Raw genomic sequence first — 23,069 nt, forward strand, 5'->3', positions numbered from 1 at the left:
CGCAGCCCGCAGCCCGCAGCCCGCAGCCCGCAGCCCGCAGCCCGCAGCCCGCAGCCTAATATTTTGCTTCCGTAGGCGTCCGGTAAAGATCCAGCAGATACTCCTCCCTGGCCGGGGGCAACTGCAGGTAGAAGCCCTTCTCCGCGATGGCGGCCATCACCTCGGCGCCGCTGGCCCGGGCCAGCCGCTTGCCGGGGGTGAGGATCAGGGTCATCGCCGAGACCGGCCGCCCGAAGCGCTCGAGCAGCGCCTCGGGCACGCCCTCGAGGCCGCGGCGCTTGTCCACGTAGAGGTACATCTCGTCCTTGCGCGGGCTCTTGAACACCTCGCACAACAGCTTGCCGTTCAGGGTCGTCATGCGGGCTCTCCCACCTCGTTCAGGGTGCGCTCCAGGCTCGCGGCCAGGCGCTCGCCGCGCCAGCCGACGGGCAACGGCAACGGCCGGCCGCGCAGCTTGGCGCTGGCCAGGGCCTCCAGGTCACGGCGACGCATCAGCACCTCCGGCGCCACGCCCAGGGATTCGGCCTCGCCGCCCACGACCTTCTTCATGGCCTTCAGGCAGCGCTTGAAGGCCGGCGACAGCGGCGACAGCGGCGCCGGCGCCAGCTCGCTCTCCTCAAGATGGCGCGCCTCCTTGACCAGCGCCAGCAGGATATCGCCCTCGCGCTTGACCAGCGGCGGCTTGATGCCCTCCACCGAGGCCAGCTCGAAGCGATTCTCGGGCAGCCGCTCGGCGATGGCGAACAGCAGCTTGTCGCTGACCAGCCAGCCGCGCGGCAGGTCCCGGCGACGCACCTCGCCCTCGCGCCAGATGGTCAGCCGCCGGTAGGCCTCGATCTGCCGAGGACCCAGTCGCCACAGGTTGCGCTGTCGCAGGTACCACTGGCCGTCGGCGTCGTCGCTGCGGGTGGCCTGGTCCACCAGGACCGCACAGTCCTCTTCCAGCCAGGCCAGGCGCCCGTGGCGCTCCAGGGATTCGTGCTGGCCGGACCAGACGTCGAGCAGGTAGACCACGTCCAGCGCTGCGTAGGTCTTCTGGGCCTCGGAGAGCGGGCGTTCCAGCCAGTTCGAGCGCGTCTCGTCCTTGGGCAGGGTCTCGCCCACCCAGTGCTCGACCAGCTTCTGGTAGCCCATGGCCGGCACCTCGCCGAGCAGCGACTGGGCGATCTGGGTATCCACCAACGGCGCCACCGGCACGCCGGCCCAGTGGGCGAACACCTCCAGGTCCTCGCTGGAGGCATGGAGCAGCTTGAGCGGCCCCTCGGAGAGCAGGCGGCGGAAGCGCTCGGTGCAGGCGACCTCCAGCGGATCGACCAGGAAGGCCGGCCCGCCAGCACAGAACTGGATCAGCGCCGGCACCGGATGAAAGGTGCGCTCGCGAAAGAATTCGGTGTCCAGGGCCAGGACATCGGCCCCGGCCACCTCGGCGCAGGCGGCATCCAGGGCCTCGGGAGTGTCGATCCAGCGGATCTCGGGAGTCAGGGACATGCGGTCATCCGACATGGCAGGAAGGTGAGACGACGGTCACTCGCCCTGGAAGGGCAACCGGCCGTTGAAGGCGCGGCTCAGGGTGCCGCCGTCGACGTATTCGAGCTCGCCGCCCATCGGCACGCCATAGGCCAGGCGCGAGAGCTTGACGCCCTGCGGGGCGAGCTGGGCGGCGATATAGTGGGCCGTGGCCTCGCCCTCGACGGTGGGGTTGGTGGCCAGGATCACCTCCTCGATGCCGCCCTCGGCGACCCGGGCGTCCAGCAGGTCGAGGCCGATATCCTCGGGCCCGATGCCATCCAGCGGCGAGAGATGGCCGTGCAGCACGAAATAGCGGCCCCGATAGCCGCCGGCCTCCTCGATGGCGAGCTGGTCGGCGGGCGATTCCACCACGCACAGCACGCCGTCGTCGCGACGGGGACTGGCACAGATGCCGCACAGCTCCTCCTCGGTGAGGGTGCGGCAGCGTCGGCAATAGCCCACCGCCTCGAGGGCCAGGCCGAGCGACTCCACCAGCCGTCGACCGCCGTCACGATCGCGTTCGAGCAGGTGCATGGCCATGCGCTGGGCGGTCTTGGGGCCGACGCCGGGCAGCACCCGGAAGGCCTCCATCAGCCGTTCGACCAGGGGAGAAAAGCTCATGGGTCGTCCAGGAATCCAGTCTCGTCAGGCGGTGGGATGAGCGCCCCGCGGACGCCCATCCCTCGTCGATCTCGGGGCGGGATGCCTTAGAAGGGCATCTTGAACCCGGGCGGCAGATTCATCCCGGAGGTGGCATCTTCCATCAGCTGCTTGGAGTTGGCCTCGACCTTGCGCACGGCATCGTTGACCGCGGCGGCCAGCAGATCCTCGAGCAGCTCCTTGTCCTCTTCCATGACGCTCGGATCGATGTCGACCTTGAGCACGTCGTGACGGCCGTTCATGGTGATCTTGATCATGCCGGCCCCGGCTTCGCCATGGACCTCGGCCTTGGCGACCTCCTCCTGGGCCTGCTGCATCTTCTCCTGCATCTCCTGGGCCTGCTTCATCAGGTTGCCCATTCCACCCTTCATCATGGTCTCGTCCTCTCGATTGGATGTTCCGCGGGGCCGACTCGGCGCCCCTTCTGTGTTTGAGAGCCGTGCGCGTCGACTCGGCGGTCAGTGGCGACCCGCCTCGGCGGGCTTCACCGTGGTCTCGATCAGCCTGGCGCCGAAGGCCTGCTGGATCTTCTGCACCTGGGGGTCGGCCTGCAGTGAGGCCACCGCCTCGGCATGGCGCTCGGCGGCCAGGCGGTCGGCGCGCTGCTTGGGGGTCTCGACCCCCGCGGGCAGCGGCCCGTCGGCCACAGTCAGGCGACGTTCGATGCCGGCGCCGGCCAGCGCCTGGCGGATCCGCTCGACGTGGACCTCGGCCTGCATGGCCGCCTGGGACGGATCGAGACGCAGCGTCAACGCCACGCCGTCGTCGGCTTCGACCACGCAATGGGCGGCCAGGTTGCGCGTCAGGCCCGAGAGCCCCAGGGAATCGAAGCGCGCCAGCCAGGTAGCGTGGGTCAGCTCGCCCGAGCCGGCCTCTGCCAGCGAGGCGGAGGCCGGCGCCTCGGCGGATGCGGACTGCGGTTCGGGCGCAGGCGCAGGCGCGGGCTCAGGAGCCGGTTCGGGCCGTGGCTCGGGCGCTGCGCACTCGGATACCGCGGGTTCAGACGACGGTTCCGGCATCGGCGCCGCCGGAGCGGGCACGTCCTGTACCGGCATGTCCTGTACCGGCATGTCCTGAACGGGGGCGTCCTGAACAGGCATCTCCTGAGCGGGTGCGTCCTCGATCCAGGGCGGCGGCTCGGGCACCGGCTGCGGCTGACCGGCCGGCTCGGCCGGCTCGGACGGCTCGGACGGCTCGGCAGCGTCGACCGGCGCGGAGGCCGGTTCAGGCGCCGGCTCGGGCGCGACGTCGGGCCGAGGGGCCGGCGCGTCGGAAGCGGGTGCGGATTCGGCCATGGGCCGCGGCGCAGAAGCGTCAGGCGCGGCGGCGGCGGTACCACTCGGCGCCGTAGCGGCGCCGGCGGCTTGATCATCGCCACCCGGCTGCCCGCCACCGCCTCCGGCCGCGGGCGCGCCGCCGTCGCCGCGCATCGGCAGCGGCGTCTGGGCCGGCCTGGGCACGCCCTGGGGCCGGAAGGCCAGCATGCGCAGCAGGGTCATCTCGAGCGCGGTGCGCAGGTCCGGCGCATGGGCCATGTCGCCGCGGCCCTGGATGCCGACCTGATAGTAGAGCTGGATGTCCTCGGCGGTGAAGCGCGCGGCCAGCGCCAGCAGCGTCTCGCGGTCGCCGTGGCCGTTGTCCAGGGCCTCGGGCACCATCTGGGCGACGGCCAGGCGATGCAGCACGCCGGTGACGTCGTCGAGCACGCCGGCGAAATCCGGCCCCTGCTCGGCCAGGGCGGCGACCTCGGCCAGCACCCGGGCGGCGTCGACCTCGGCCAGCGCCTCGAGCAGCGCCAGCACATGGCGGTGATCGAGGGTGCCGAGCATGGCCGCCACGTCGGCGTGGCGCACCGCGCCCTGGCCGAAGGCGATGGCCTGGTCGGTCAGGCTCATGGCGTCGCGCATCGAGCCCTCGGCGGCCTTGCCCAGCAGCCACAGCGCACTCTCCTCGAAGGAGACGTCCTCTGCCTCGAGCACCTGGGAGAGATGGCCGACGATGCGTTCCGGCGGCATGTGCTTGAGGGTGAACTGCAGGCAGCGCGACAGCACCGTGGGCGGCAGCTTCTGCGGGTCGGTGGTGGCCAGCAGGAACTTCACGTGGGGCGGCGGCTCTTCCAGGGTCTTGAGCAGCGCATTGAAACTGCTGGTGGAGAGCATGTGCACCTCGTCGATGAGGTACACCTTGTAGCGTCCCTGGGTCGGCGCGTACTGCACGTTGTCGAGCAGCTCGCGGGTGTCCTCGACCTTGGTGCGCGAGGCGGCGTCGACCTCGATCAGGTCGACGAAGCGCCCCTGGTCGATGGCCTCGCAGCTCGGGCACTGGCCGCAGGGGGTGGAGGTCACGCCCTCGTCGCCGTGCCCCGCCGCGGTGCAGTTCAGGCACTTGGCCAGTATCCGCGCCAGGGTGGTCTTGCCGACCCCTCGGGTGCCGGTGAACAGGTAGGCGTGGTGCAGCCGGCCCTGGTCCAGGGCGTTGACCAGGGCGCGCTGGACATGCTCCTGGCCGACCAGTTCATGGAAGGTACGCGGCCGCCACTTGCGGGCCAGAACCTGATAGCTCATGCAGCTCGGAATCCTTGCGGCTGGGCTGGCTGGCAGCCGAACACGAAAGCCCCGCCGGTACCGGGCTCGCCCACCGACGGGCTGGAAAGAGATGGCCACATTCTACCGGGTGGCGGCCCGGGCGCAAAGCGTGGCCCCGCCGGCCGCTGTCGCGCCTGTCGGCGAGGAGCCGGCGGCGATAGCCTCGATGCGCACCGGTTCGCCCCGGCGCAGGGCGCGTCATCCGAGAGGCGCCGCCAGCCTCGTCCCCGCATCGGACGAGGCCGCAGGGGCTGGTAGGCTGTGCACGTCATTCACGGAAGGGACGACCGCCATGCCCCCCATCCTGATCTGGAGCCTCGTGGCCGTGATCGCCACCGCCGTCATCTGGCGCGGCAGCGGCCTGCTCGAGCGCAGCAGCGAGCGCCTCGCGGCCTACTACCGACTGCCGGACATCGTGCAGGGCGCCATCGTGGTGGCCGTGGGCTCGAGCTTTCCGGAGCTTTCCACCACGGTGATCTCGACCCTGGTGCACGGCGAGTTCGAGCTGGGCGTGGCGGCCATCGTCGGCTCGGCGCTGTTCAATATCCTGGTGATTCCCGCGCTGTCGGGCCTGGCCAGTCGTCGGCCGCTGACCGCCAATCGCGACCTGGTCTACAAGGAGGCCCAGTTCTACATGATCGCGGTGGCGGTGCTCACGCTGACCTTCGCCTTCGCCGCCATCTATCACCCGGCGGACGGCCCCGGGAACGCGATCAGCGGCGAGCTGACCCGCGGCCTGGCGCTGATGCCGGTGGCGCTCTACGGCCTCTATCTGTTCGTGCAGTACCAGGACACTCTCGACCACGAGGGCGAGGTCGACGCCGGCGACGTCCGCCCCGGCCGCGAGTGGGGCCGACTGGCGCTGTCGCTGGCGGTGATCGTGATCGGCGTGGAGGGGCTGGTGCAGGCGGCGATCCACTTCGGCGAGATCTTCGACACCCCGAGTTTCCTGTGGGGCATCACCGTGGTGGCGGCCGGCACCTCGATTCCCGATGCCTTCGTGTCGATCCGCGCCGCCCGCCGGGGACGCGGGGTGACCAGCATCGCCAACGTGCTGGGCAGCAATACCTTCGACCTGCTGGTGTGCATTCCGGCCGGGGTGCTGATCGCCGGCACCGCGATGATCAACTTTTCCATCGCCGCACCGATGATGGCGGTGCTCACCGCCGCCACGGTGGCGCTGTTCCTGATGATGCGCACCGGCATGGTGCTGACCCGACGCGAATGCGTGGCCCTGCTGGCGCTCTACGTGGGCTTCCTGGCGTGGATCGGGGGAGAGACGTTCGGGGTGGTGGACTGGGTGCCCAGCCTGCCCCCGCCACAGGGATAGCAGCGCAACAGGGGCAGTGCCGGCGGCCGGGGGCCGCCGGAACGAGGCTTACTGCTCGGTTTCCAGCTCGCCGAAACGGCCGGCGAACAGCGCCGAGGAGAGGTAGCGCTCGGCGCTGTCCGGCAGCACCACGACGATGTTCTTGCCCTGATGCGCCGGGTCGCGGGCGACGCGCACCGCGGCGACCACGGCGGCGCCGCAGGAGATGCCGCACAGGATCCCCTCCTCCTGCATCAGCCGGTGCGCCATCTCCATCGCCTCGTCGTTGCCGACGGTCTCGACCCGGTCGACCAGCGACATGTCGAGGTTGGTCGGCACGAAGCCGGCGCCGATGCCCTGGATCTTGTGCGGGGCGGGCGTCGGGGCCTGGCCGTCCCGAGTCTGGCTGATCACCGGCGAGTCGACCGGCTCCACGGCCACGCTGGTGATCGCCTTGCCCTGGGTCTCCTTGATGTAGCGCGAGACCCCGGTCAGGGTACCGCCGGTGCCCACCCCGGCGACGAAGACATCCACCTCGCCGTCGGTATCGCGCCAGATCTCCGGGCCGGTGGTGGTCTCGTGGATGCGCGGGTTGGCCGGGTTGTCGAACTGCTGGGGCAGGAAGTACTTGTCCGGCTCGGCGTCGGCCAGCTCCCTGGCCTTGGCGATGGCCCCGGCCATGCCCTTGGCCGGCTCGGTCAGCACCAGCTCGGCGCCCAGCGCCTTGAGCACCTTGCGCCGCTCGAGGCTCATCGAGGCCGGCATGGTCAGCAGCAGCGGATAGCCGCGGGCCGCGGCGACGAAAGCCAGGGCGATGCCGGTGTTGCCGCTGGTGGGCTCGACGATGCTCATGCCGGGCTTGAGCACGCCGCGCTCTTCAGCGTCCCAGATCATCGCCGCGCCGATGCGGCACTTGACCGAGTAGGCCGGGTTGCGGCCCTCGATCTTGGCCCAGATCGTCGCCCCCTCGCTGACCCGGTTGAGCCGGACCAGCGGGGTGTTGCCGATCGAGCGGGAATTGTCGTCGTGGATGCGTGCCATGGATCACTCCTTGTGAATGGCGGCCTCGAAGCCGGACAGCACGTTGACGGCATTGATGCCGATCTCCTTCACCGCATAGCCGCCCTCGAGCAGGAAGGTCGTGGGTAGCCCCAGGCCGGCCAGGCGCCGGCCGAGCTCGGTGAAATCGTCGCTGGTCAGCTTGAAGGCGCTGATGGGATCGTGTTCGAAGGCATCGACGCCCAGCGAGACCACCAGCAGCTCGCAGCCGGCGTCGCGAATGCGCGCCAGGGCGTCGTCGAGCGCTCGGGACCAGGCGTCGAAGGCCGTACCCGGGGCCATCGGGTAATTGAGGGTGAAGCCCTCCCCTCGCCCGCGGCCGATCTCGTCGGCGTGACCCAGGAAGTAGGGGAAACAGCTGCGCGGATCGCCGTGCAGCGAGGCGAACAGCACATCGTCGCGTTCGTAGAAGATCTGCTGGGTGCCGTTGCCGTGGTGGAAGTCGACGTCCAGCACCGCCACTCGGGCCACGCCGCTGTCCAGGGCGTGCTGGGCGGCGATGGCGGCATTGTTGAAGAAGCAGTAGCCGCCGAACTGGTCGGTGGCGGCATGGTGGCCCGGCGGCCGGCACAGCCCGAAGCAGGGGTCGCCGCTGGCCAGCGTGTGGCGCACGGCGGACAGCGCGATGTCCTTGCTGGCCATGGCGGCCTCGAAGGTGCCCTCGCAGATGGAGGTCTCGGCGGCCAGCGCATAGTAGCCGAGCCGCCCGTCGATGTGCTCGGGGATGATGTCGTCGCGCATGGTGCGGGTCGGCCAGATGGAGGGAATGGCCTCGCCGCCATGGCCGGCGGCGCACCAGTCGTCCCAGCAGCGGGCGATGAAGTCCACGTAGCCGCGGTCGTGCACGGCCAGTACCGGCTCGAGCCCGAAGACCTCGGGGGCGCGCACCTCGCCGAGGCCCACCTCGCGGATCCGCTCGAGCACCAGCGCGACCCGCTCGGGGCATTCGTAGGGCGTCACCAGCCGGCCCTCGTCGAGCTCGGTGCGGGCGCGGCGACGCCCGGTCTCGTCACTGTGAAAGGTCAACATCGAATCAGGGGTTCCTTGTCATGCCTCGGGCTCGCCGGCCGCCCCGGCCTCGTGCTCGAGGGAGCGCTTCACGGTCTCGTCCAGGCCCAGCCCGGAGGCGAGCTGATCGAGCCAGGCGCGTTCCATGGGGTTCTCCTCGTCGATCACCGCCACGCTGGTCAGGTACATCTCCCGGGCCGCCTGGGGCGAATCGGCCTGCCGGGCCAGGGCCAGGGCATCCAGGGGCGCCGACAGCTGGCGCTCCACCCAGGCATGCAGTTCGTCGTCGGCGCCGATGGCGTCGATCTGCTCGGTGATCAGCGCCCGCTCGCGCTCGTCGATGTGGCCATCGGCCCGGGCCGCCAGGATGATCGCCTGCAGCAGGGCCAGGCTGCGTTGCTCGCCGGCCTCGCCCTGCAGGTCCTCGAGGGGCGCGCCCTCCGCGGCCGCCTCCCCCGAGGCGCCGCCACGGGAGCCCTGCCAGGCCTTCCAGGCCAGCATCCCGACGCCGGCGATGGCACCGTACTTGAGCGCCTTGCCGCCCAGCTTGCGGCCTCGCTTGGAGCCGAGCAGCAGGCCGAGCGCGCCGCCGCCGAGGGCACTGTTGAGCCCACCGCCGGAACGCGACGATGCCTGGCCGGACGCCTCGCCGCCGGACAACCTGGACGACAGGCCATCCATCAGCCCCTGGACATCGACACCGCCGCGGCGACCCGCGCCGGCCTGCTGCATCAACTGGGAGAGAATCCGTTGGGCATTCATTGCCGCCTCCTCGCCGGGTAACACCGTGTGGGAACGGCATCGGGCGGACACGGCGCGATCGCCCCCGATGCCTCGGGCACGACTATGACGCGGCCGATAGTGGGCTGCAAGCGCGTCGATACGGGAAAAGCGATGCCCCGGGGAATGGGCGCAGCGGGCGGCTGAAGAGGAAAGGACGCCCCTTGAGACAAGGGCTGAAATGGAGGCGGCCCCGACAGCCACATCCCGGCACACGCGTCCACCACTACCGTTGCTCCCTTCCGGGCCTGGCGGGGTTTGCGGTTTAGCGTTGCGAGAGGACCGACGAGGCCACCACAGCGGGCACTGCTTGGAATGCCGAAGTCGACGTGTGATCAATCACTTGTCGAACGCCGCGCACTATATCAAGTGGCCCTCCGCTCGGCAAGGATGGATTGCCGAGCGCGCCGGGCGTTGACGACAGCCGGCAAGAACAACGCACCCAGCTGCTATGGTGGTAGGCATGTATACGCTCGTGGCGTCGAGGCGCCGACGGGCCTTTTTCTCATGCCGACTCTGGAGGCACGCCATGAAGAAGGATCCGAACAAGGGTTATATCGCTCTACTGGGCTGGAGCCTGAACGCCGTCGAGGCCGCCGAGAACTTCGACCGGCGCTATGTGGTGGTGGCACCGGACTGGGCGGAGGAATACTGCCAGCAGCACGATATTCCTTATGTGTCCTGGAACTTCGAGCGCCTCAACGACCGCTCCATGGAGATCGCCGAAACGCTCAAGGAGATGGGCGTCAACGTGGCCATCCCGCTGTTCGAAGAAACCGTGGAGTGGGCGGGCGCCATCAACTCGGTGCTCCTCGACAGCCCGCGGCTCTACGGCCAGTCGCTGCTGCTGCGCGACAAGGCCTTGATGAAGCGTCGCGCCCAGCTCGGCGGGATCCGGGTCGGCATCTTCGAGGAGGCTCACGACAGAGACGACGTCATCCGCTTCCTCAAGCGCGTCAACCAGACGCTGCTGAAACTCGACGGCGACCCCAACGACCCGATTCACCTCAAGGCCTTCGACAAGGCGGGCTGCCTGGGCCATCGGGTGATCCGCACCCCCGACGAGGTGGATACCATTCCCGAGGAAGAATTCCCGGTGCTGATGGAATCGCACCTGGACGGCTGGGAATTCGCCGTGGAAGCCTGGATCCACAATGGCAAGATCGCCTTTCTCAACATCTCCGAGTACGTCACCCTCGGCTACTCGGTATTCGTGCCCGCCTCGCCGGAGCTCGAGAAATATCGGGCCCAGATCACCGCCCAGATCGAGAAGCTGATCAAGGCCTTCGACATCGAGTTCGGCCTGATCCACCCCGAGTACTTCGTCACCAGCGACGGCGAGATGTACTTCGGCGAGGTCGCCTACCGCCCCCCGGGGTTCAAGGTCTTCGAGCTGCTCGAGCGGGTCTACGGCATCAACGCCTACCAGGCCAGCATGCTGGTGTTCGATCCCAAGTCCACCGCCGAGGAGGTCAAGAACTTCTTCCCCAGGGAGGTGGTCGACGCCGACGGCTACGCCGGCTGCTTCGGGGTCTATCCGCGCCTGCGGGTGGTCAGCCGACTGGAGATTCCCGAGCAGATCGAGGACGACCCCTATTTCGAGTCCCACGAGCTGACGCCCCCCTTGCAGGAAACCGTCACCAAGCGCACCGCCTTCGGCACTCACTGGGGCCTGGTGTACTTCAAGGGCGACGACCCCCATCGCATGCGCGACCTGCTCAAGAACCTGGAAGAACTTGATTTCTATGTCTGAAGGGGGCGTCATGTCGGTCATGACAACCTGACGACGAGGAGTCGGCGTGACCACGCAACCCGACCAAGCCGGAGCCAGCGACGACAGGCTCACGGGCCTGCTGGCCAGACTGGACGAAGCCGTCGGCCTTCTGGCCGGCGCCAAGGCCTTCGCCAAGCCGGGCAAGCTGCCACGGGTGCTCGACACGGCCCGACGGGTGTTGCTGCTGGAGGGTGGCGCCGCGGCGATGGAGGCCCGGGCCGAGAGCCTGGAAACGGCCGGCGTCTTCGAGGGCTCGGACTGGGCCACCCCCCAGTTCCTGGTGCCCTCGCTGACCACCCAGGCACTGAAGAGCCCGGACGCCAACACCGTCGTGATCGAGGCACTCAGCGAACTGCGACTGCTGGCGGTGGCCAAGGGCGAGTATCGCCATGCCCAGGTCTCGGCGGAACAGGCGCACCATTACCTGACCCAGGTGATCGCCCTGAACCTGTGGCTGCTGTTCGGCGCGCCCAGCGAGGCCGAGCGCGAGTCTCAGGGGCGCCTGGCCGCCCTGCCCCGGCACCTCTTCGCGCACCTGGCCCGGCGTATCGGCTACGAACACATCATCGACAAGCTGATCGCGGAGATCTGGCGGATCCTGCAGCAGCGCCCGATCCAGGTCGAGCCGGTGAAGCAGATGATCACCCAGATCGCCGTCTCCCAGGCCGACCCGGCGATCGACCTGGGCGCCAGCGGCCAGGGCGCCGACCGCTTGGTCAGCTCGCTGTTCGGCCCCACCCATGCCAGCCGCGAGGACCCGGGCGTCGACGTCTATCGGGAGCGCCTGGCCGGCATGGACACCCCCGCCCTGCAAGCCGAGGCCACCGGATTCGCCCGGGCGATGCACGATACCGGCCTGGTGTCGCCCTATCACCCGGTGCTGCTGCGCCACCTCACCGAGCACGGCGACCAGCTGATCAGCGAGGCCCTGGGGCTGTCGTCCACCGGTCGAGACTGCCTGCTGTGCTACCGCGAGCTGGTCCATGCGCTGATCCGCGGCGGCGTCTACCCCGCCACGCCCCAGGCCGTCTACGGCCTGGCGCTGATGCTCGAGCGCGGCATCCTCTACCAGCCGCCGGTGGCACCGGCCATGTGGCGCCAGCTCGGGCTCACGCTCTCCGCCTGGTCCGAGGCGCGGCTCAACCTGGCCTTCGGCGATTCGGTGTCGCCGCGGGCCCGGCTGCTCGAGGGCGTGCTGTGCATGCTGGGCCTGCCGCTGGGCGTGGGCCAGGGCAACAACCCGACCTGCCAGTCCGCCCGGGCGCTGTCGATGTGGGCCTACAACGACCCGGACTACCTGCTGCAGATGGTGGCCTGGGCGGCCCGCGACGACGAGATCATCATGCACTTCGAAGGCATGCCGTTGTCCTCGATGGCCAGCACCGGCGGCGTGGCCACCGAACTGCCCATGGACCTGGACCCGGTATCGCTGATCGTGGTGCCCCACCTTGACCGCATCTACGGCGAGATGGGCCGACGCTGCATCGGTCGCGAGGGCGACCCCCACCGCTGGGTGAACCCGGAGTTCCACGGCTGGTGGTCGGGGCGCGGCTTTCGCATCAACGTCGACGTGGCCAGCGGCCGGATCGTCGACCTGGACGCCTTCCTGCGCCACTTCTACGCCAGCTACCACCCCTACTACAACGGCAACCAGCCGTTGATCCATCCCCAGCCGGCGGGCATCGCCGTCACCGACAGCGCCGCCCGCTTCATCGGCTGGCATGCCATCACCCTGCTGCGGGTCAGCCTCGACCCCGCCGAGGAGATGCGGGTCTACTTCTACAACCCCAACAACGACAGCGGCCAGGACTGGGGCGACGGGGTGCGGGTCAGCACCGCCGGGCGCGGGGAGCGCTTCGGCGAGGCCTCGCTGCCCTTCGAGCAGTTCGCCTCCCGGCTCTACATCTTCCACCACGACCCCCTGGAACGCGGCGAGCTGGCCCAGGTGGAGCAGGCCGAGCTGGACCGGGTGATCGGCTACCTGCAGCGCAGCTGGGGGGGCGAACGCCTGCCGCCGGGTGGCCTGCAGGCCGACCCCGGCGCCTGAACGACGGCCGAGCGACCCGCTGTGGCATAATGGCGGGTCCATGTCGCTGCTACCGTCGGAACGCCCCATGCCACGCCTCGACCAGCTGCTGCTCCACCAGGGACTGGCCCGCTCGCGCACTCGCGCCCAGCGCCTGATCCGCCACGGCCGGGTGCGCCTGGCCGACGACGGCCGGGTGCTGACCAAGCCCGGCGAGAAACTCCCCGACACGGCCCGCCTGCTGGTGGAGGACGACCCGGAGGAGCGCTACGTGTCCCGCGCCGGGCTCAAGCTGGAGGCGGTGCTCGACGCCCTGTCGCTGCCGCTCGAGGGCGTCACGGTCCTCGACGTGGGCCAGTCCACCGGCGGCTTCAGCGACTGCGCGCTGCGCCATGGCGCGGCACACGTGATCGGCGTGGAGGTCGGCCACGACCAGCTCGCCCCCGAACTGCGCGACGAGGCGCGCATCACCTGCCTGGAAGGACTGAACGCCCGCGCCATGCGCGGCGATCCGCGGCTCGCCGCGGCGCTGGCCGACCATCCGGCGACGCTGGCGGTCATGGACGTGTCCTTCATCTCGCAGACGCTGATCCTGCCGGAGCTGGCCGCGTTATTGCCCGCCGGCGGCGAACTGGTGTCGCTGGTCAAGCCACAGTTCGAGGTCGGCCCCGAGGGCGTCAACGCCCGGGGGCTGGTCACCGAGCCCGCGCGCTACGCCCAGGTGGAAGCCCGCCTGCGCGAGGCCTGCGCCGCCCATGGCTTCGCGATCCGCCACTGGCAGGAAAGCCCGATCCGCGGCGGCGACGGCAATCGCGAGTTCCTGCTCTACGCCCGCCTGGGCTGAACGGGCTCAGCGCCCGGCGTCACCCCCACCGCCGTCGCCTGCATCCAGGTCGCCGGGGTCGCCGCCGGCCCCCGGCGGCGGATGCGACGGCGTCTCCCCGTCGCGGCGACCGACGACCCTGGCCTCGTTCCCGTTGCGGTCGCGCAGCCAGACATCCAGCTGGTTGAAGGCCACTTCCAGCCCGTGCTCGGCGAACAGCTCGCCGACCCGCCCGTTGATCTCGTCGGTGGCGAACAGCCGATCCCCCAGGCTGTTGACGAAGATGCGCAGCTCGAACTCCAGGCTATTGGCGCCGTAACGCATGAAGAACACCTGGGGCTCGGGGTCGACCAGTACCCGCTCGTTCTCCTCGGCGACCCGGTAGAGCAGCCGCTGCACCAGCCGATGATCGCTGCCGTAGGCCACGCCATAGGTCAGGATCACCCGGGTGATGTTGTCCGACAGCGACCAGTTGATCAGCTGATCGGTGACGAAGGTCTTGTTGGGAATGATGATTTCCTTGCGGTCGAAGTCGGTCACCGTGGTGGCACGGATGCGGATGCGATTGACCGTGCCGGTCAGGTTACCGAGCGTGATGGTGTCGCCGATGCGCACCGGGCGCTCGAACAGGATGATCAGCCCGGAGATGAAGTTGGCGAAGATCTCCTGCAGGCCGAAGCCCAGCCCCACGCCCAGCGCCGCCACCAGCCACTGCAGCTTGCTCCAGGACACCCCGAGGGTGCCGAGCGCCCAGACCACGCCGGTGCCGACGATGGTATAGGAGAGCAGTGAACTGATGGCATAGGCGCTGCCCTGCTTGAGCTCGAGGCGCGACAGCACCATCACCTCGAGCAGGCCCGGGAGGTTGCGCGCCATGATCAGGGTCAATGCCACCACCAGCAGCGCCACGAAGAGGTCGGCCACCGAGATCGAGGCCCCCACCAGATCGGTGCCCTGCTGGCCCTCGCCACCGAACACCATCACCTGGTCGAGATAGCCGAACACCGCCAGCAGGTCGGCCCACACCAGGTAGAGCACCACCAGGAAGGCCAGCATCAGGATCAGCTTGGACAGCCGCAGCGACTGCTGGTTGACCTGCTGCATGTCCAGCGGCGGCTCCTCGACCACCTCGACCCCGTGCTCGTGTTCGCCGTTGTCGGTCTCCTCGGCGAGGGCGCGGCGCCGCGCCAGGGCCCGGCGATAGGCCAGCCGCCGCGCCGCCACCGCCAGCCCCCGCACCACGGCCGCTTCGACCAGGATCCACACGCCCAGCAGGTAGAGGGTGATGACGAAGCGCGCCACCAGGCTGAGCGCCGTGTAGGCGAAGCCATAGACCACCAGGCCGCCCAGCACCAGAGGCACCACCGCCATCGCCAGACCCACCAGCAGGCGGAACAGCTTGAGGCCGAAGAAGGGCACATGGGCCAGGATCAGCTTGGCCAGCGCCAGGCTCATGCCCGCCAGCCCCGCCAGCAGTAGTAGCAGGGCCACCGGGCGCTGGGTCAGGTCGATGGCCGCCTCCCGCGCCAGGGTGCCCACGAAGAGCACCGGCACCAGGGCCACCCCGAGCCACAGCAACCACCGCCGCAGCTCCACCACGTAACCGGTCGACCAGTGGAAATGGCGGATGGCCACCCCGTCGGGGACCAGCAGGCCCCTCGACCAGGCCAGCACCGCCCAGGCCAGGGCGAGGTGCGCCAACGCCCAGCCGATGCTCGCGGCGATACCGGCACCGCCCTGGGTCAGGGCCAGGGACAGCGCCACCAGGCACAGCGGCCCCGGCAGGGCCAGCAAGGCCTCCAGCGCCACCGCCAGCGGGGTGTGCCCCTGGCTGTCCTGGCGCAGGTGGCCGATCTCGCCGTGCAGCCGCTCGAGCCGTCGAGACAGCGGCCGGCGCAGCCCCAGCAACAGGCCGGCCAGCAGCAGGACCGGCACCCCCAGCAGGGCCCCGGCATCGGGCCAGCGCCACCGGGTCGGCAGGGCCTGGCGCCACTCGCCCTCCCGCCACTCGGCCTGCAGGTGGCCCGGCAGCCGCAGCAGCCAGGTCAGATCCAGGGGCCGGGCATTGGCGACCCAGAACAACTGCTCGTCGATGGCCGCACGCAGGTCGCGACTGGTCTCGAGCAGCTGCTGCTGGTTGAGCTGCAGCTCGATGGCGGCGGTCAGCACCTCACCGTAGGTCGGCTCCAGCCGATCGAGCAGTTCGCGGCGCGCCTGCAGCAACTGGGTCAGGGAGTCGCGGACGGCCGCGGAGGCATCCGCGTCGGCCTCCTGGAGGCGCTGGCGGGCCAGCGATTCGGCGTCCTGCAGGCGTTCGCGCTGGCGGTCGAGGTCGAACTGCTTGAGGCGCAGGTCGGCGATCTCCTCCTTGAGGCCGCCGCCGGTCTCGACCTGCGGCAGGGCCTGGCGCTGCTCGCGCAGGATGCGCGACAGCAGCGGACTGCCGCGAATCGCCTCGATGTGCTCGGAGAGGCCGCGCTGCATCTGGCGCACGCGATCGAGGCGTCGACGCGCTTCCTGCCCCTGGCGGGCCAGGTCGTTGGCCCGGCTGGTGGCGCGCAGCAGCTCGAGGCTCATCTCGCGATTGAGCTGCTGGGCCTCCAGGATCAGCGGATGACGAGCCACGCCCTCCGGCTCGTCGCGAACCGCCTGGGCGATGGCCTCCTCCGACTGCTCGCGACGGCGACGCTCGAGGGCGCCCTGCAGGGCCCTGACCCGTGCCTCGAGGCGTTCCACCCGGAGGCGAAGCAGATCGCGTCGCTGCTGGGCCAGCTCCCGAAAGCGCGAGTTGGTGGCCAGTTCGCGCTGATGCAGGGCAAGGCGACGCTCGGCGAGCCGGCGAGCGATGAGGTGGCGCAGGCGCTGGGGATCGCCATCCGCCGCTTCCCGGGCCGCCAGCTCCTCCAGGGCGCGTCGATGCTCGTCCATCGCCGCGGTCGCCTCCCCGATCCCCTGCTGGGCCCGCTCGGGCAGGGTCTGGGTGCCCAACAGGCGGGTTTCCACCTCGGCGAGACGATCCTGCGCCTCCTCCAGGTCGTCGCTCGCCGACTCGCGGCGCGTCTCCAGGGTGTCGAGTTCCAGCGCCTCGAGCTCCTCGTCTCCCGGCACCGGATCCTGGGCCTGTCGGGCGGCCGCCAAGGCCCGGCTGGTCTCGCCCAGCTCCTGGGGCACGCGCTCGGCACGCTCCTCCAGCTCGTTCAGCCGGGTCTCGACCTCGTCCAGCGACTCGAGCCCCGCCAGGGCCGACTCCAGCGCCTCGATGTCGGCCTGGGTGGCCTCGTCGGCCGTCTTTCCCTCGGCGGGCTGCAGGGAGGCGAGCCGTTCCTCCAGCGCGGCACGCTCGGGCAGTTCGGCGGCCGGCACGGCCAGCGGCACCAGGACCAGCGCCAGCAGCACGAGGCAAAGAATGTGAAAGCGGGCGAGCCGCCAGGGGCGTGGAAAAGCGATCAAGGGCACCTCGTCGAGAGCGTTACCATGGGCCGTGTCCCGGATTCTCGACCGCCCGAGCCGACAAGGCAATCGCCACGCCACTCGGCCAGGCCCGTTGACTTGCCCGACGGGCGTGATAGAACGACCTATCAACCTCGACAAGGTAGCCGCAGCACCATGGCTTCATGCTCATTGCCCCGACTGTCGGCGCTTGCGCTGGCCGCCGCCCTGGCCAGCCAGGGGACGGCCCATGCCCAGACCGACGAACCGCTCGGCGATGCCGAGCGACAGGCCATTCGCGATCGTATCGACTCGCTCCAGTCCGAGATCGGCGAGCTGCGCGCGCGCCTGGCCCGTCAGCCGGCCGTCGCGGCCGAGACGCCCGAGGCCGATACCGATGCCTCGCAGGCCAAGCCGGAACTCGAGGCGTCGGTCGCCGAGCGACGCCTGCTCGAGGAGGAGTCGGCCGCCAACCCCTTCGCCATCACCACTCACCACCGCAACTACCTGCTGCCGCTCAGCTATACCACCAGCCCCAACGAGAGCGGCTTCCGTGAGATCGACGAGAAGGCCAATCCCGACCGCCTGGAAGTGAAGTTCCAGTTCAGCGCCAAGTTCCAGCTCGCCGAGGAGCTGATTCTGGGCCACGGCGATCTCTATTTCGGCTATACCCAGCGTAGCTGGTGGCAGGCCTACAACGCCGACGCCTCATCGCCCTTCCGCGAGACCAACTACGAGCCCGAGGCGTTCATCGACTTCGACAACGACTGGACCTTGGCCGGCTGGACCAACATCAACAATCGCATCGCCATCAATCACCAGTCCAACGGACGCTCCGGCGACCTGTCGCGCAGCTGGAACCGGCTGATCCTGACCAGCACCTTCATCAACGACGACTGGGCCGTCTCGCTGGCACCCTACTGGCGACTCCCGGAAGCCGAGGGCGAGGACGACAATCCCGACATCCACGAGTACCTGGGTTACGGCGACGTCACGGTGGCACGCCGGCTGTTCGACGACCACGAGGCCAGCCTGCTGTGGCGCGGCAACCCGGACCGCGGCCACATGGGCGCCCAGCTCGACTACTCCTGGCCGCTGTTCGGCAAGGTTCGGGGGCACCTCCAGTACTACCACGGCTACGGCGACAGCCTGATCGACTACAACCGCAGCGTGCAGCGCCTGAGCGTGGGCTTCAGCCTCAACCCGCTGTTCTCCACCGGCAGCTTCGAGCAATGACCCGCCCCGGGCCATTACGGTGAGCGAGAGCGGCTGCTATGCTGGGGCTGTCATGTACCGTCAGAGGATGACCCGATGACCGACCAAGCGCCCCATAACCAGGACAACAGCGGGACCGAACACCGGTCCCATACCCGTGAAAGCACCCGCCAGCTCAAGGAAGACCTGCGCCATCTCTCGCACACCATCGAGGAGCTGGTGAACGCCACCGCGGACGATTCCCGCCACAACATCAAGGAACTGAGAGAGCGGGCGGAGAAGCGTCTCAACGAGACCCGCGCCCGCCTCGAGGCCCGCGGCGAACGTGCCTACCATGACGCTCGCGACTCCGTGACCCACCAGGCCGACGCCTGCGACCGCTATGTCCACGAGAACCCCTGGACCAGCATCGGCATCGGCGCCGCCGTGGGCGTGGTGGTCGGCATGCTGATCGGGCGGCGCTGATGGCCCAGAGCCAGGGACCGGCTCAGCGACTGTTCGGCGCCGGCAAGCGCCTGCTGGGCAGCCTGCTCGCCACCGGCGAGACGCGACTGCGTCTCGCCGTGCTGGAGCTCGAGGAGGAGCGTGCCCGTCTGGTCACCCTGCTGATGCTGGCCGGGATCAGCCTGTTGCTGCTGCTTCTGGGGCTGGGGACCCTGACCGCCCTGGTCATCGTCGCCTTCTGGGACAGCCACCGGCTGACCGCCATCGGCGTCAGCGCCGGCGTGCTGCTGTTCAGCGGCCTGGGGCTCGCGGGCTGGGTGCTCCACCTGGCCAGACGGCGCACCCTGCTGGTCGATACCCTCAAGCATCTGGCGCTGGACCGCGAGCTGTTGGAGACCCACCGCGATGCGCAGGACTGAGCGACGGGCACGCAAGGCGGCCCTCGAGGCCGCCATCGAGCAGCAGCGACTCGACCTGCTGGTGGAGGCGCAGCGCTGGCAGTCCGCGGCTCGCCCGCTAGAGGCCGGCTGGCAGGCCATGCAGCGCTATCGACTGCCGGCGCTCGCTGGCAGCGCCCTGCTGCTCTGGTGGTCTCTGCGCCATCCCGCCGCCGCCAAGCGCATCGCGAAGCGCGGGCTGTTTGCCTGGATCACCGCGCGGCGACTGCAGCAGTTGCGCCGCGTACTACCTCTGCCCTGACCCTGCCCTGAGCCCCGCTCATCGCCGCCTCCCGGGGCGTCCGATCGTCGCAGGGCGGCCACCATCATCTCGCCGTAACATCCCGAGATGGCGAGCCTGTTATGCTCCCGTGTCGACTTCATGACAATTCCACGACAGGACACGCATCCCATGCGCATGCTGGCGCTCTACAGCATCAAGGGCGGCGTCGGCAAGACCGCCTCGGCGGTGAACCTGGCGGCGGAAGCCGCGCGGGCGGGATATCGCGTGCTGCTCTGGGACCTGGACCCCCAGGCGGCCACCAGCTTCTACCTGCGCGTCAAACCGCGACTGCGCGGCGGCGTGGGCAAGCTGGTCAAGGGCAAGGCCTCCTTCGACAAGGTAATCCGCGCCACCCGGGTCGAAGGGCTCGACCTGCTGCCGGCGGCCCTGGCCTCCCGGGAGATGGACGCCCTGCTCGCCAAGCGAGGTCACAGCCATCTGCGACAGATCCTCAAGCCGGTACGCAGCGACTACGACCTGGTCATCCTCGACTGCCCCCCGAGCCTCTCCCACCTCTCGGAAAACATCTTCTCCAGCGTCGATGCCCTACTGGTGCCAGTCGTGCCGACCGTACTTTCGCTGCGCACCCTGGAGCAGCTCGAGGGCTTCCTGGACGACCGCGACATCGCCTGTCCGCGCTGGCCCTTCGTCACCCTCGCCGACCGGCGGCGCACCCTGCACCGCGAGGTGATGGCCGGCCTGCAGGAGCAATGGCCGCTGCGGCTGTCGACGGCCATCCCCTCGGCCAGCGTGGTCGAACGCATGGGCCTCGAGCGCGCTCCGGTGCGCGACTTCGCCCCGCGCAGCGCCGCGGCCAGGGCCTATGCGACGCTGTGGCGGGAGCTCGACCAACGCCTGAGCTGACGGCTCAGGCGCCGTGCATGAGCCACAAGCAGCGCCTCTCCCGGCCGCAACCTCGCGTCCGGATGGCGTCACAAAAAGCGAAAGAACCTGAATCCATATTGGCTTGACGGACGTATCTGCACTTGCCGGATGCGTCATCGCGCAATAAAGCGATTTGCGAACCCGGCCGTGACGCTGAATGTGATGTACGTCTCAAAGAGGAGTAATGGATCATGGCTCATAATGCTCTGTCCCAGGATCGACTAGGCTCGGCAAGTGACTCCTACAACGCACTGGTAAATGCCGATGCGTTCTACAAGGTCGACTACACAGCGCTCAACAGCAGCGGTGTCTCAGGGGGTGCGTTCCTGGCTCTCGACTCCGAGACCAACACACTGACCGTCGTGACCACCGGCCTTGGGGTGGAAGCCGGGATGGTGCACCCGCAGCACATCCACGGCTTCGACATCGCTGATGACGGCAGCCTACAGACCGCCCAATCGCCGACGCTGGACCAGGATGCCGATGGCGACGGGATCGTCGAACTCTCCGAGGGCGCCGAACTTTATGGCCCCATCCAGTTATCATTGACCGACCCCGCTGGCGGTGCCATCGAAGACTTCCCGACGCCTGATGGCACCTTTTTCGTACAAACCGCCTCATACGATCTGAGTGAACTGGATGCCGGCGCCGACAACGCAGATGGCATGGGGGCCAGTCTCGAGATGGCCCTGACCGCGGAGAACCTCGACCAGCGCGAAATCGTGCTGCATGGCCTTTCCCTGGATGGCTCTCAGGGTGCCGGGACGGATGGCCAGGCCGACGGTACCGCGGGCTATAAGGCAGTCTTGCCGATCGCCGTGGGCGAAATCGAACGTGTCAGTGCTTCGCAGGCTATGGCCGACCTGGAAGATGGCCGCATCTCGGTCTCGAATGATGTCGTGGCCTTCGACGCGGGAGGAAGCGCCGGCCAGGCATCGCGCCTCTATGATGCAGCACTCGATCGAGAGGGGGACCTGCCTGGCCTCAGCTTCTACACCAACCAGTTGGATGCCGGGGACAGCCTGGGCGAGATCGCCAACAGCTTCTTGAACTCGGACGAGTTCATGGACAGCTTCGGCAGTGTCAGCGGCATGAACGACGATGAATACGTCGATTTTCTCTACCAGAACGTCCTGGACCGCATGGCCGACGACGACGGAAGGGCCTACTATCTCGACCAGCTCGAGCAAGGCGCTGACCGAGGCGACGTCCTCGCAAGCTTCTCGGAAAGCGACGAACACCAGGCCGCCTTGGTGGGTCAGTTCGAAGGGGGCATCCTGCTGGATGGCAGCGTCATGGCCTGAAGGTTCCGGGCGCTTCTTCTGCGTGCCGACCGAAACATTCCGATAACGATGCATCGTCAAGGGCCCTTCAGCCGACGACTGAAGGGCCCCCTGACGTGCCCGAATACTGGAATCGAGGCGTCGGTAACCCGGCGGCTCGAGCGCCGATGGCGAGTACGACGGCCCCCCGCTACACCGACTGCCCGCAGGCCACACCGCTGGCCCAGGCCCATTGGAAGTTGTAGCCACCGAGCTCACCGGTCACGTCCAGCACCTCGCCGATGAAGCGCAGCTGGGGCAAGCCGTTGACCTCGAAAGTCTTCGACGACAGGCCCCGGGTGTCCACGCCGCCCATCGTCACCTCGGCGGTGCGCCAGCCTTCGGTGCCGGCGGGCTTGAGCCGCCAGTCGTTGAGATGCGCGGCCCAGGCCGCGAGTTCGGCATTGGAGCGCTCGGCCAGCGGACCATCGCCGCCATGCCACTCGACCAGCGACTGGGCCAGGCGGCGCGGCAACCGCTCGCCGAGCCAGGTGGCCAGGCGACGCTTGGGCGTCTCCCGGCGGGCCGCCGCCAGGGCCTCGAAGGCCGATTCGCCGGGCAGCAGGTCGATGGCGAGCTCGTCACCCGGCCACCAGTGGCTGGACACCTGCAGCATCGCCGGCCCCGACAGGCCGCGGTGGGTGAACAGCATCGGCTCCCGGTACTCGCCGTCCCGGCAGCGCGCCACCACCTCGGTGGACACGCCGGAGAGCGCCGCCGCCCGTTCCTTCCAGGCCGAGGTCAGGGTAAAGGGGACCAGGGCGGCCCGGGTGTCGGTCACCTCGAGGCCGAACTGGCGCGCGACGTCATAGCCGAAGCCGGTCGCCCCCATGGTGGGCACCGACAGCCCCCCGGTGGCGATCACCACCGCCCCGGCGTCGATGCGCCCTTCCGAGGTCTCGACCCGCATGCCCTCCCCACGGCGCTCGAGGCGCTCGACGACCGTCTTCATGCGCAGCTCGACGCCCGCCCAGTCGCACTCGGTGAGCAGCACCGCCAGCAGGTCCTTGGCCGATTCGGCGCAGAACAGCTGGCCCGGCGCCTTCTCCACGTACTCGAGGCCGTGGCGCTCGACCAGTTCGACGAAGTGCTCCGGCCGATAGCGCTTGAGCGCCGAGATGCAGAACGACGGGTTGCCCGAGAAGAAGTTGGCCGGCGTGGCCGCCAGGTTGGTGAAGTTGCAGCGCCCGCCCCCGGACATCAGGATCTTCTTGCCCGGCTTGTTGGCGTGATCGATCACCAGCACCGAGCGCCCGGCATAGCCGGCGGTCAGCGCGCACATCAGTCCGGCGGCGCCTGCGCCGATGACGACCACGTCGTATGTCATGCCTACCTCTCTTGCGGGGGATGTGCCGGAGCCACGCATCGCGCCGGCCGGAAAAGGGCGCCATGTTAGCAAAGCCGGCCGCGTCTATCCCCCGCGGTTGCAGCATCGACGACGAGGCGTTGCGACAAGGGCAACGAGTTGCGAAAACAATGTGCAACCCCCGGTATCATGCCACCCTGGGATCCCGGCTTCAG

At 69.2% G+C, this 23,069-nt stretch carries 20 protein-coding genes and 1 other RNA gene; 10 read left to right on the forward strand and 11 right to left on the reverse strand.

The annotated features are described in order from the left end of the window. Positions 1–55: 55 nt before the first annotated feature. The 5 genes from ACXAFN_RS00430 to dnaX form a co-directional block, all read right to left on the reverse strand. Positions 56–358 (reverse strand): YcgL domain-containing protein, encoded by a 303-nt coding sequence (locus ACXAFN_RS00430; protein ID WP_474985252.1) that lies wholly within the window; start codon positions 356–358, stop codon positions 56–58. Continuing rightward, complete coding sequence (rnd, locus tag ACXAFN_RS00435; protein ID WP_474985253.1) at positions 355–1,488, reverse strand: ribonuclease D; 1,134 nt, start codon at positions 1,486–1,488, stop codon at positions 355–357. The genes ACXAFN_RS00430 and rnd overlap by 4 nt, the downstream gene beginning before the upstream one ends. 36 nt (positions 1,489–1,524) lie before the next feature. Then, positions 1,525–2,130, reverse strand: coding sequence for a recombination mediator RecR (recR, locus tag ACXAFN_RS00440; RefSeq protein WP_474985255.1), 606 nt, complete (start codon positions 2,128–2,130; stop codon positions 1,525–1,527). Between the two features lie 86 nt (positions 2,131–2,216). After that, a complete protein-coding gene (locus ACXAFN_RS00445) occupies positions 2,217–2,543 on the reverse strand; it encodes a YbaB/EbfC family nucleoid-associated protein (protein ID WP_474985256.1) in 327 nt (108 codons plus the stop codon). Between the two features lie 84 nt (positions 2,544–2,627). Next, positions 2,628–4,733 (reverse strand): DNA polymerase III subunit gamma/tau, encoded by a 2,106-nt coding sequence (dnaX, locus tag ACXAFN_RS00450; RefSeq protein ID WP_474985257.1) that lies wholly within the window; start codon positions 4,731–4,733, stop codon positions 2,628–2,630. Positions 4,734–5,046: 313 nt separating this feature from the next. Between dnaX and ACXAFN_RS00455 the strand changes: the two genes are divergently transcribed. After that, on the forward strand, positions 5,047–6,084 hold the full coding sequence (locus ACXAFN_RS00455; RefSeq protein WP_474985258.1) for a sodium:calcium antiporter: 1,038 nt from the start codon (positions 5,047–5,049) through the stop codon (positions 6,082–6,084). 48 nt (positions 6,085–6,132) lie between these two features. Here ACXAFN_RS00455 and cysK read toward each other — a convergent pair whose 3' ends face one another. From cysK to ffs, 4 genes are all read right to left on the reverse strand, one after another. Further along, positions 6,133–7,104, reverse strand: a complete 972-nt coding sequence (cysK, locus tag ACXAFN_RS00460) for a cysteine synthase A (RefSeq protein ID WP_474985259.1) — start codon at positions 7,102–7,104, stop codon at positions 6,133–6,135. 3 nt (positions 7,105–7,107) lie between these two features. Continuing rightward, complete coding sequence (locus tag ACXAFN_RS00465) at positions 7,108–8,151, reverse strand: histone deacetylase family protein (RefSeq protein WP_474985260.1); 1,044 nt, start codon at positions 8,149–8,151, stop codon at positions 7,108–7,110. Positions 8,152–8,169: 18 nt separating this feature from the next. Continuing rightward, complete coding sequence (locus tag ACXAFN_RS00470) at positions 8,170–8,892, reverse strand: tellurite resistance TerB family protein (RefSeq protein ID WP_474985262.1); 723 nt, start codon at positions 8,890–8,892, stop codon at positions 8,170–8,172. 209 nt (positions 8,893–9,101) lie between these two features. After that, positions 9,102–9,198: signal recognition particle sRNA small type (gene ffs / locus ACXAFN_RS00475), an RNA gene on the reverse strand. A gap of 241 nt (positions 9,199–9,439) precedes the next feature. Between ffs and ACXAFN_RS00480 the strand changes: the two genes are divergently transcribed. The 3 genes from ACXAFN_RS00480 (at position 9,440) to ACXAFN_RS00490 (ending at position 13,554) form a co-directional block, all read left to right on the forward strand. Further along, positions 9,440–10,663, forward strand: a complete 1,224-nt coding sequence (locus ACXAFN_RS00480; RefSeq protein WP_474985263.1) for an ATP-grasp domain-containing protein — start codon at positions 9,440–9,442, stop codon at positions 10,661–10,663. Between the two features lie 46 nt (positions 10,664–10,709). Continuing rightward, positions 10,710–12,731: a hypothetical protein gene (locus tag ACXAFN_RS00485; protein WP_474985264.1), complete on the forward strand. Its 2,022-nt coding sequence runs from the start codon at positions 10,710–10,712 to the stop codon at positions 12,729–12,731. A gap of 67 nt (positions 12,732–12,798) precedes the next feature. Next, the gene (locus ACXAFN_RS00490) at positions 12,799–13,554 is read left to right on the forward strand and encodes a TlyA family RNA methyltransferase (protein WP_474985266.1); all 756 of its coding nucleotides are present in this window, start codon (positions 12,799–12,801) and stop codon (positions 13,552–13,554) included. Positions 13,555–13,560: 6 nt separating this feature from the next. On the opposite strand, the gene mscK is transcribed toward ACXAFN_RS00490, so the two are convergent. Next, positions 13,561–16,983: a mechanosensitive channel MscK gene (gene mscK, locus ACXAFN_RS00495; RefSeq protein ID WP_474985268.1), complete on the reverse strand. Its 3,423-nt coding sequence runs from the start codon at positions 16,981–16,983 to the stop codon at positions 13,561–13,563. 156 nt (positions 16,984–17,139) lie between these two features. Here mscK and ACXAFN_RS00500 point away from each other — a divergent pair, with 156 nt between their 5' ends. The 6 genes from ACXAFN_RS00500 (at position 17,140) to ACXAFN_RS00525 (ending at position 21,530) form a co-directional block, all read left to right on the forward strand. Then, entirely contained in the window at positions 17,140–18,198 is a 1,059-nt protein-coding gene (locus ACXAFN_RS00500) for a phospholipase A (RefSeq protein WP_474985270.1), read from the forward strand. A 75-nt stretch (positions 18,199–18,273) separates the two neighbouring features. Then, entirely contained in the window at positions 18,274–18,642 is a 369-nt protein-coding gene (locus ACXAFN_RS00505; RefSeq protein ID WP_474985272.1) for an ElaB/YgaM/YqjD family protein, read from the forward strand. Continuing rightward, complete coding sequence (locus ACXAFN_RS00510) at positions 18,642–19,040, forward strand: phage holin family protein (protein ID WP_474985273.1); 399 nt, start codon at positions 18,642–18,644, stop codon at positions 19,038–19,040. Before ACXAFN_RS00505 ends, ACXAFN_RS00510 begins: the two co-directional genes overlap by 1 nt. Beyond that, positions 19,027–19,320, forward strand: coding sequence for a YqjK-like family protein (locus tag ACXAFN_RS00515; protein WP_474985275.1), 294 nt, complete (start codon positions 19,027–19,029; stop codon positions 19,318–19,320). The genes ACXAFN_RS00510 and ACXAFN_RS00515 overlap by 14 nt, the downstream gene beginning before the upstream one ends. Before the next feature lie 150 nt (positions 19,321–19,470). Further along, complete coding sequence (locus ACXAFN_RS00520) at positions 19,471–20,205, forward strand: ParA family protein (protein ID WP_474987434.1); 735 nt, start codon at positions 19,471–19,473, stop codon at positions 20,203–20,205. A 212-nt stretch (positions 20,206–20,417) separates the two neighbouring features. Continuing rightward, positions 20,418–21,530 carry a DUF4214 domain-containing protein gene (locus tag ACXAFN_RS00525; protein WP_474985276.1) on the forward strand — a complete coding sequence of 371 codons (1,113 nt, stop codon included), beginning with the start codon at positions 20,418–20,420 and terminating at the stop codon, positions 21,528–21,530. Between the two features lie 169 nt (positions 21,531–21,699). Here the strand turns inward: ACXAFN_RS00525 and ACXAFN_RS00530 are convergent, their stop codons facing one another. Further along, positions 21,700–22,875 (reverse strand): BaiN/RdsA family NAD(P)/FAD-dependent oxidoreductase, encoded by a 1,176-nt coding sequence (locus tag ACXAFN_RS00530; protein WP_474985277.1) that lies wholly within the window; start codon positions 22,873–22,875, stop codon positions 21,700–21,702. Positions 22,876–23,069: the final 194 nt, after the last annotated feature.

It is taken from the genome of Halomonas sp. ABH4_019, from assembly GCF_056159885.1.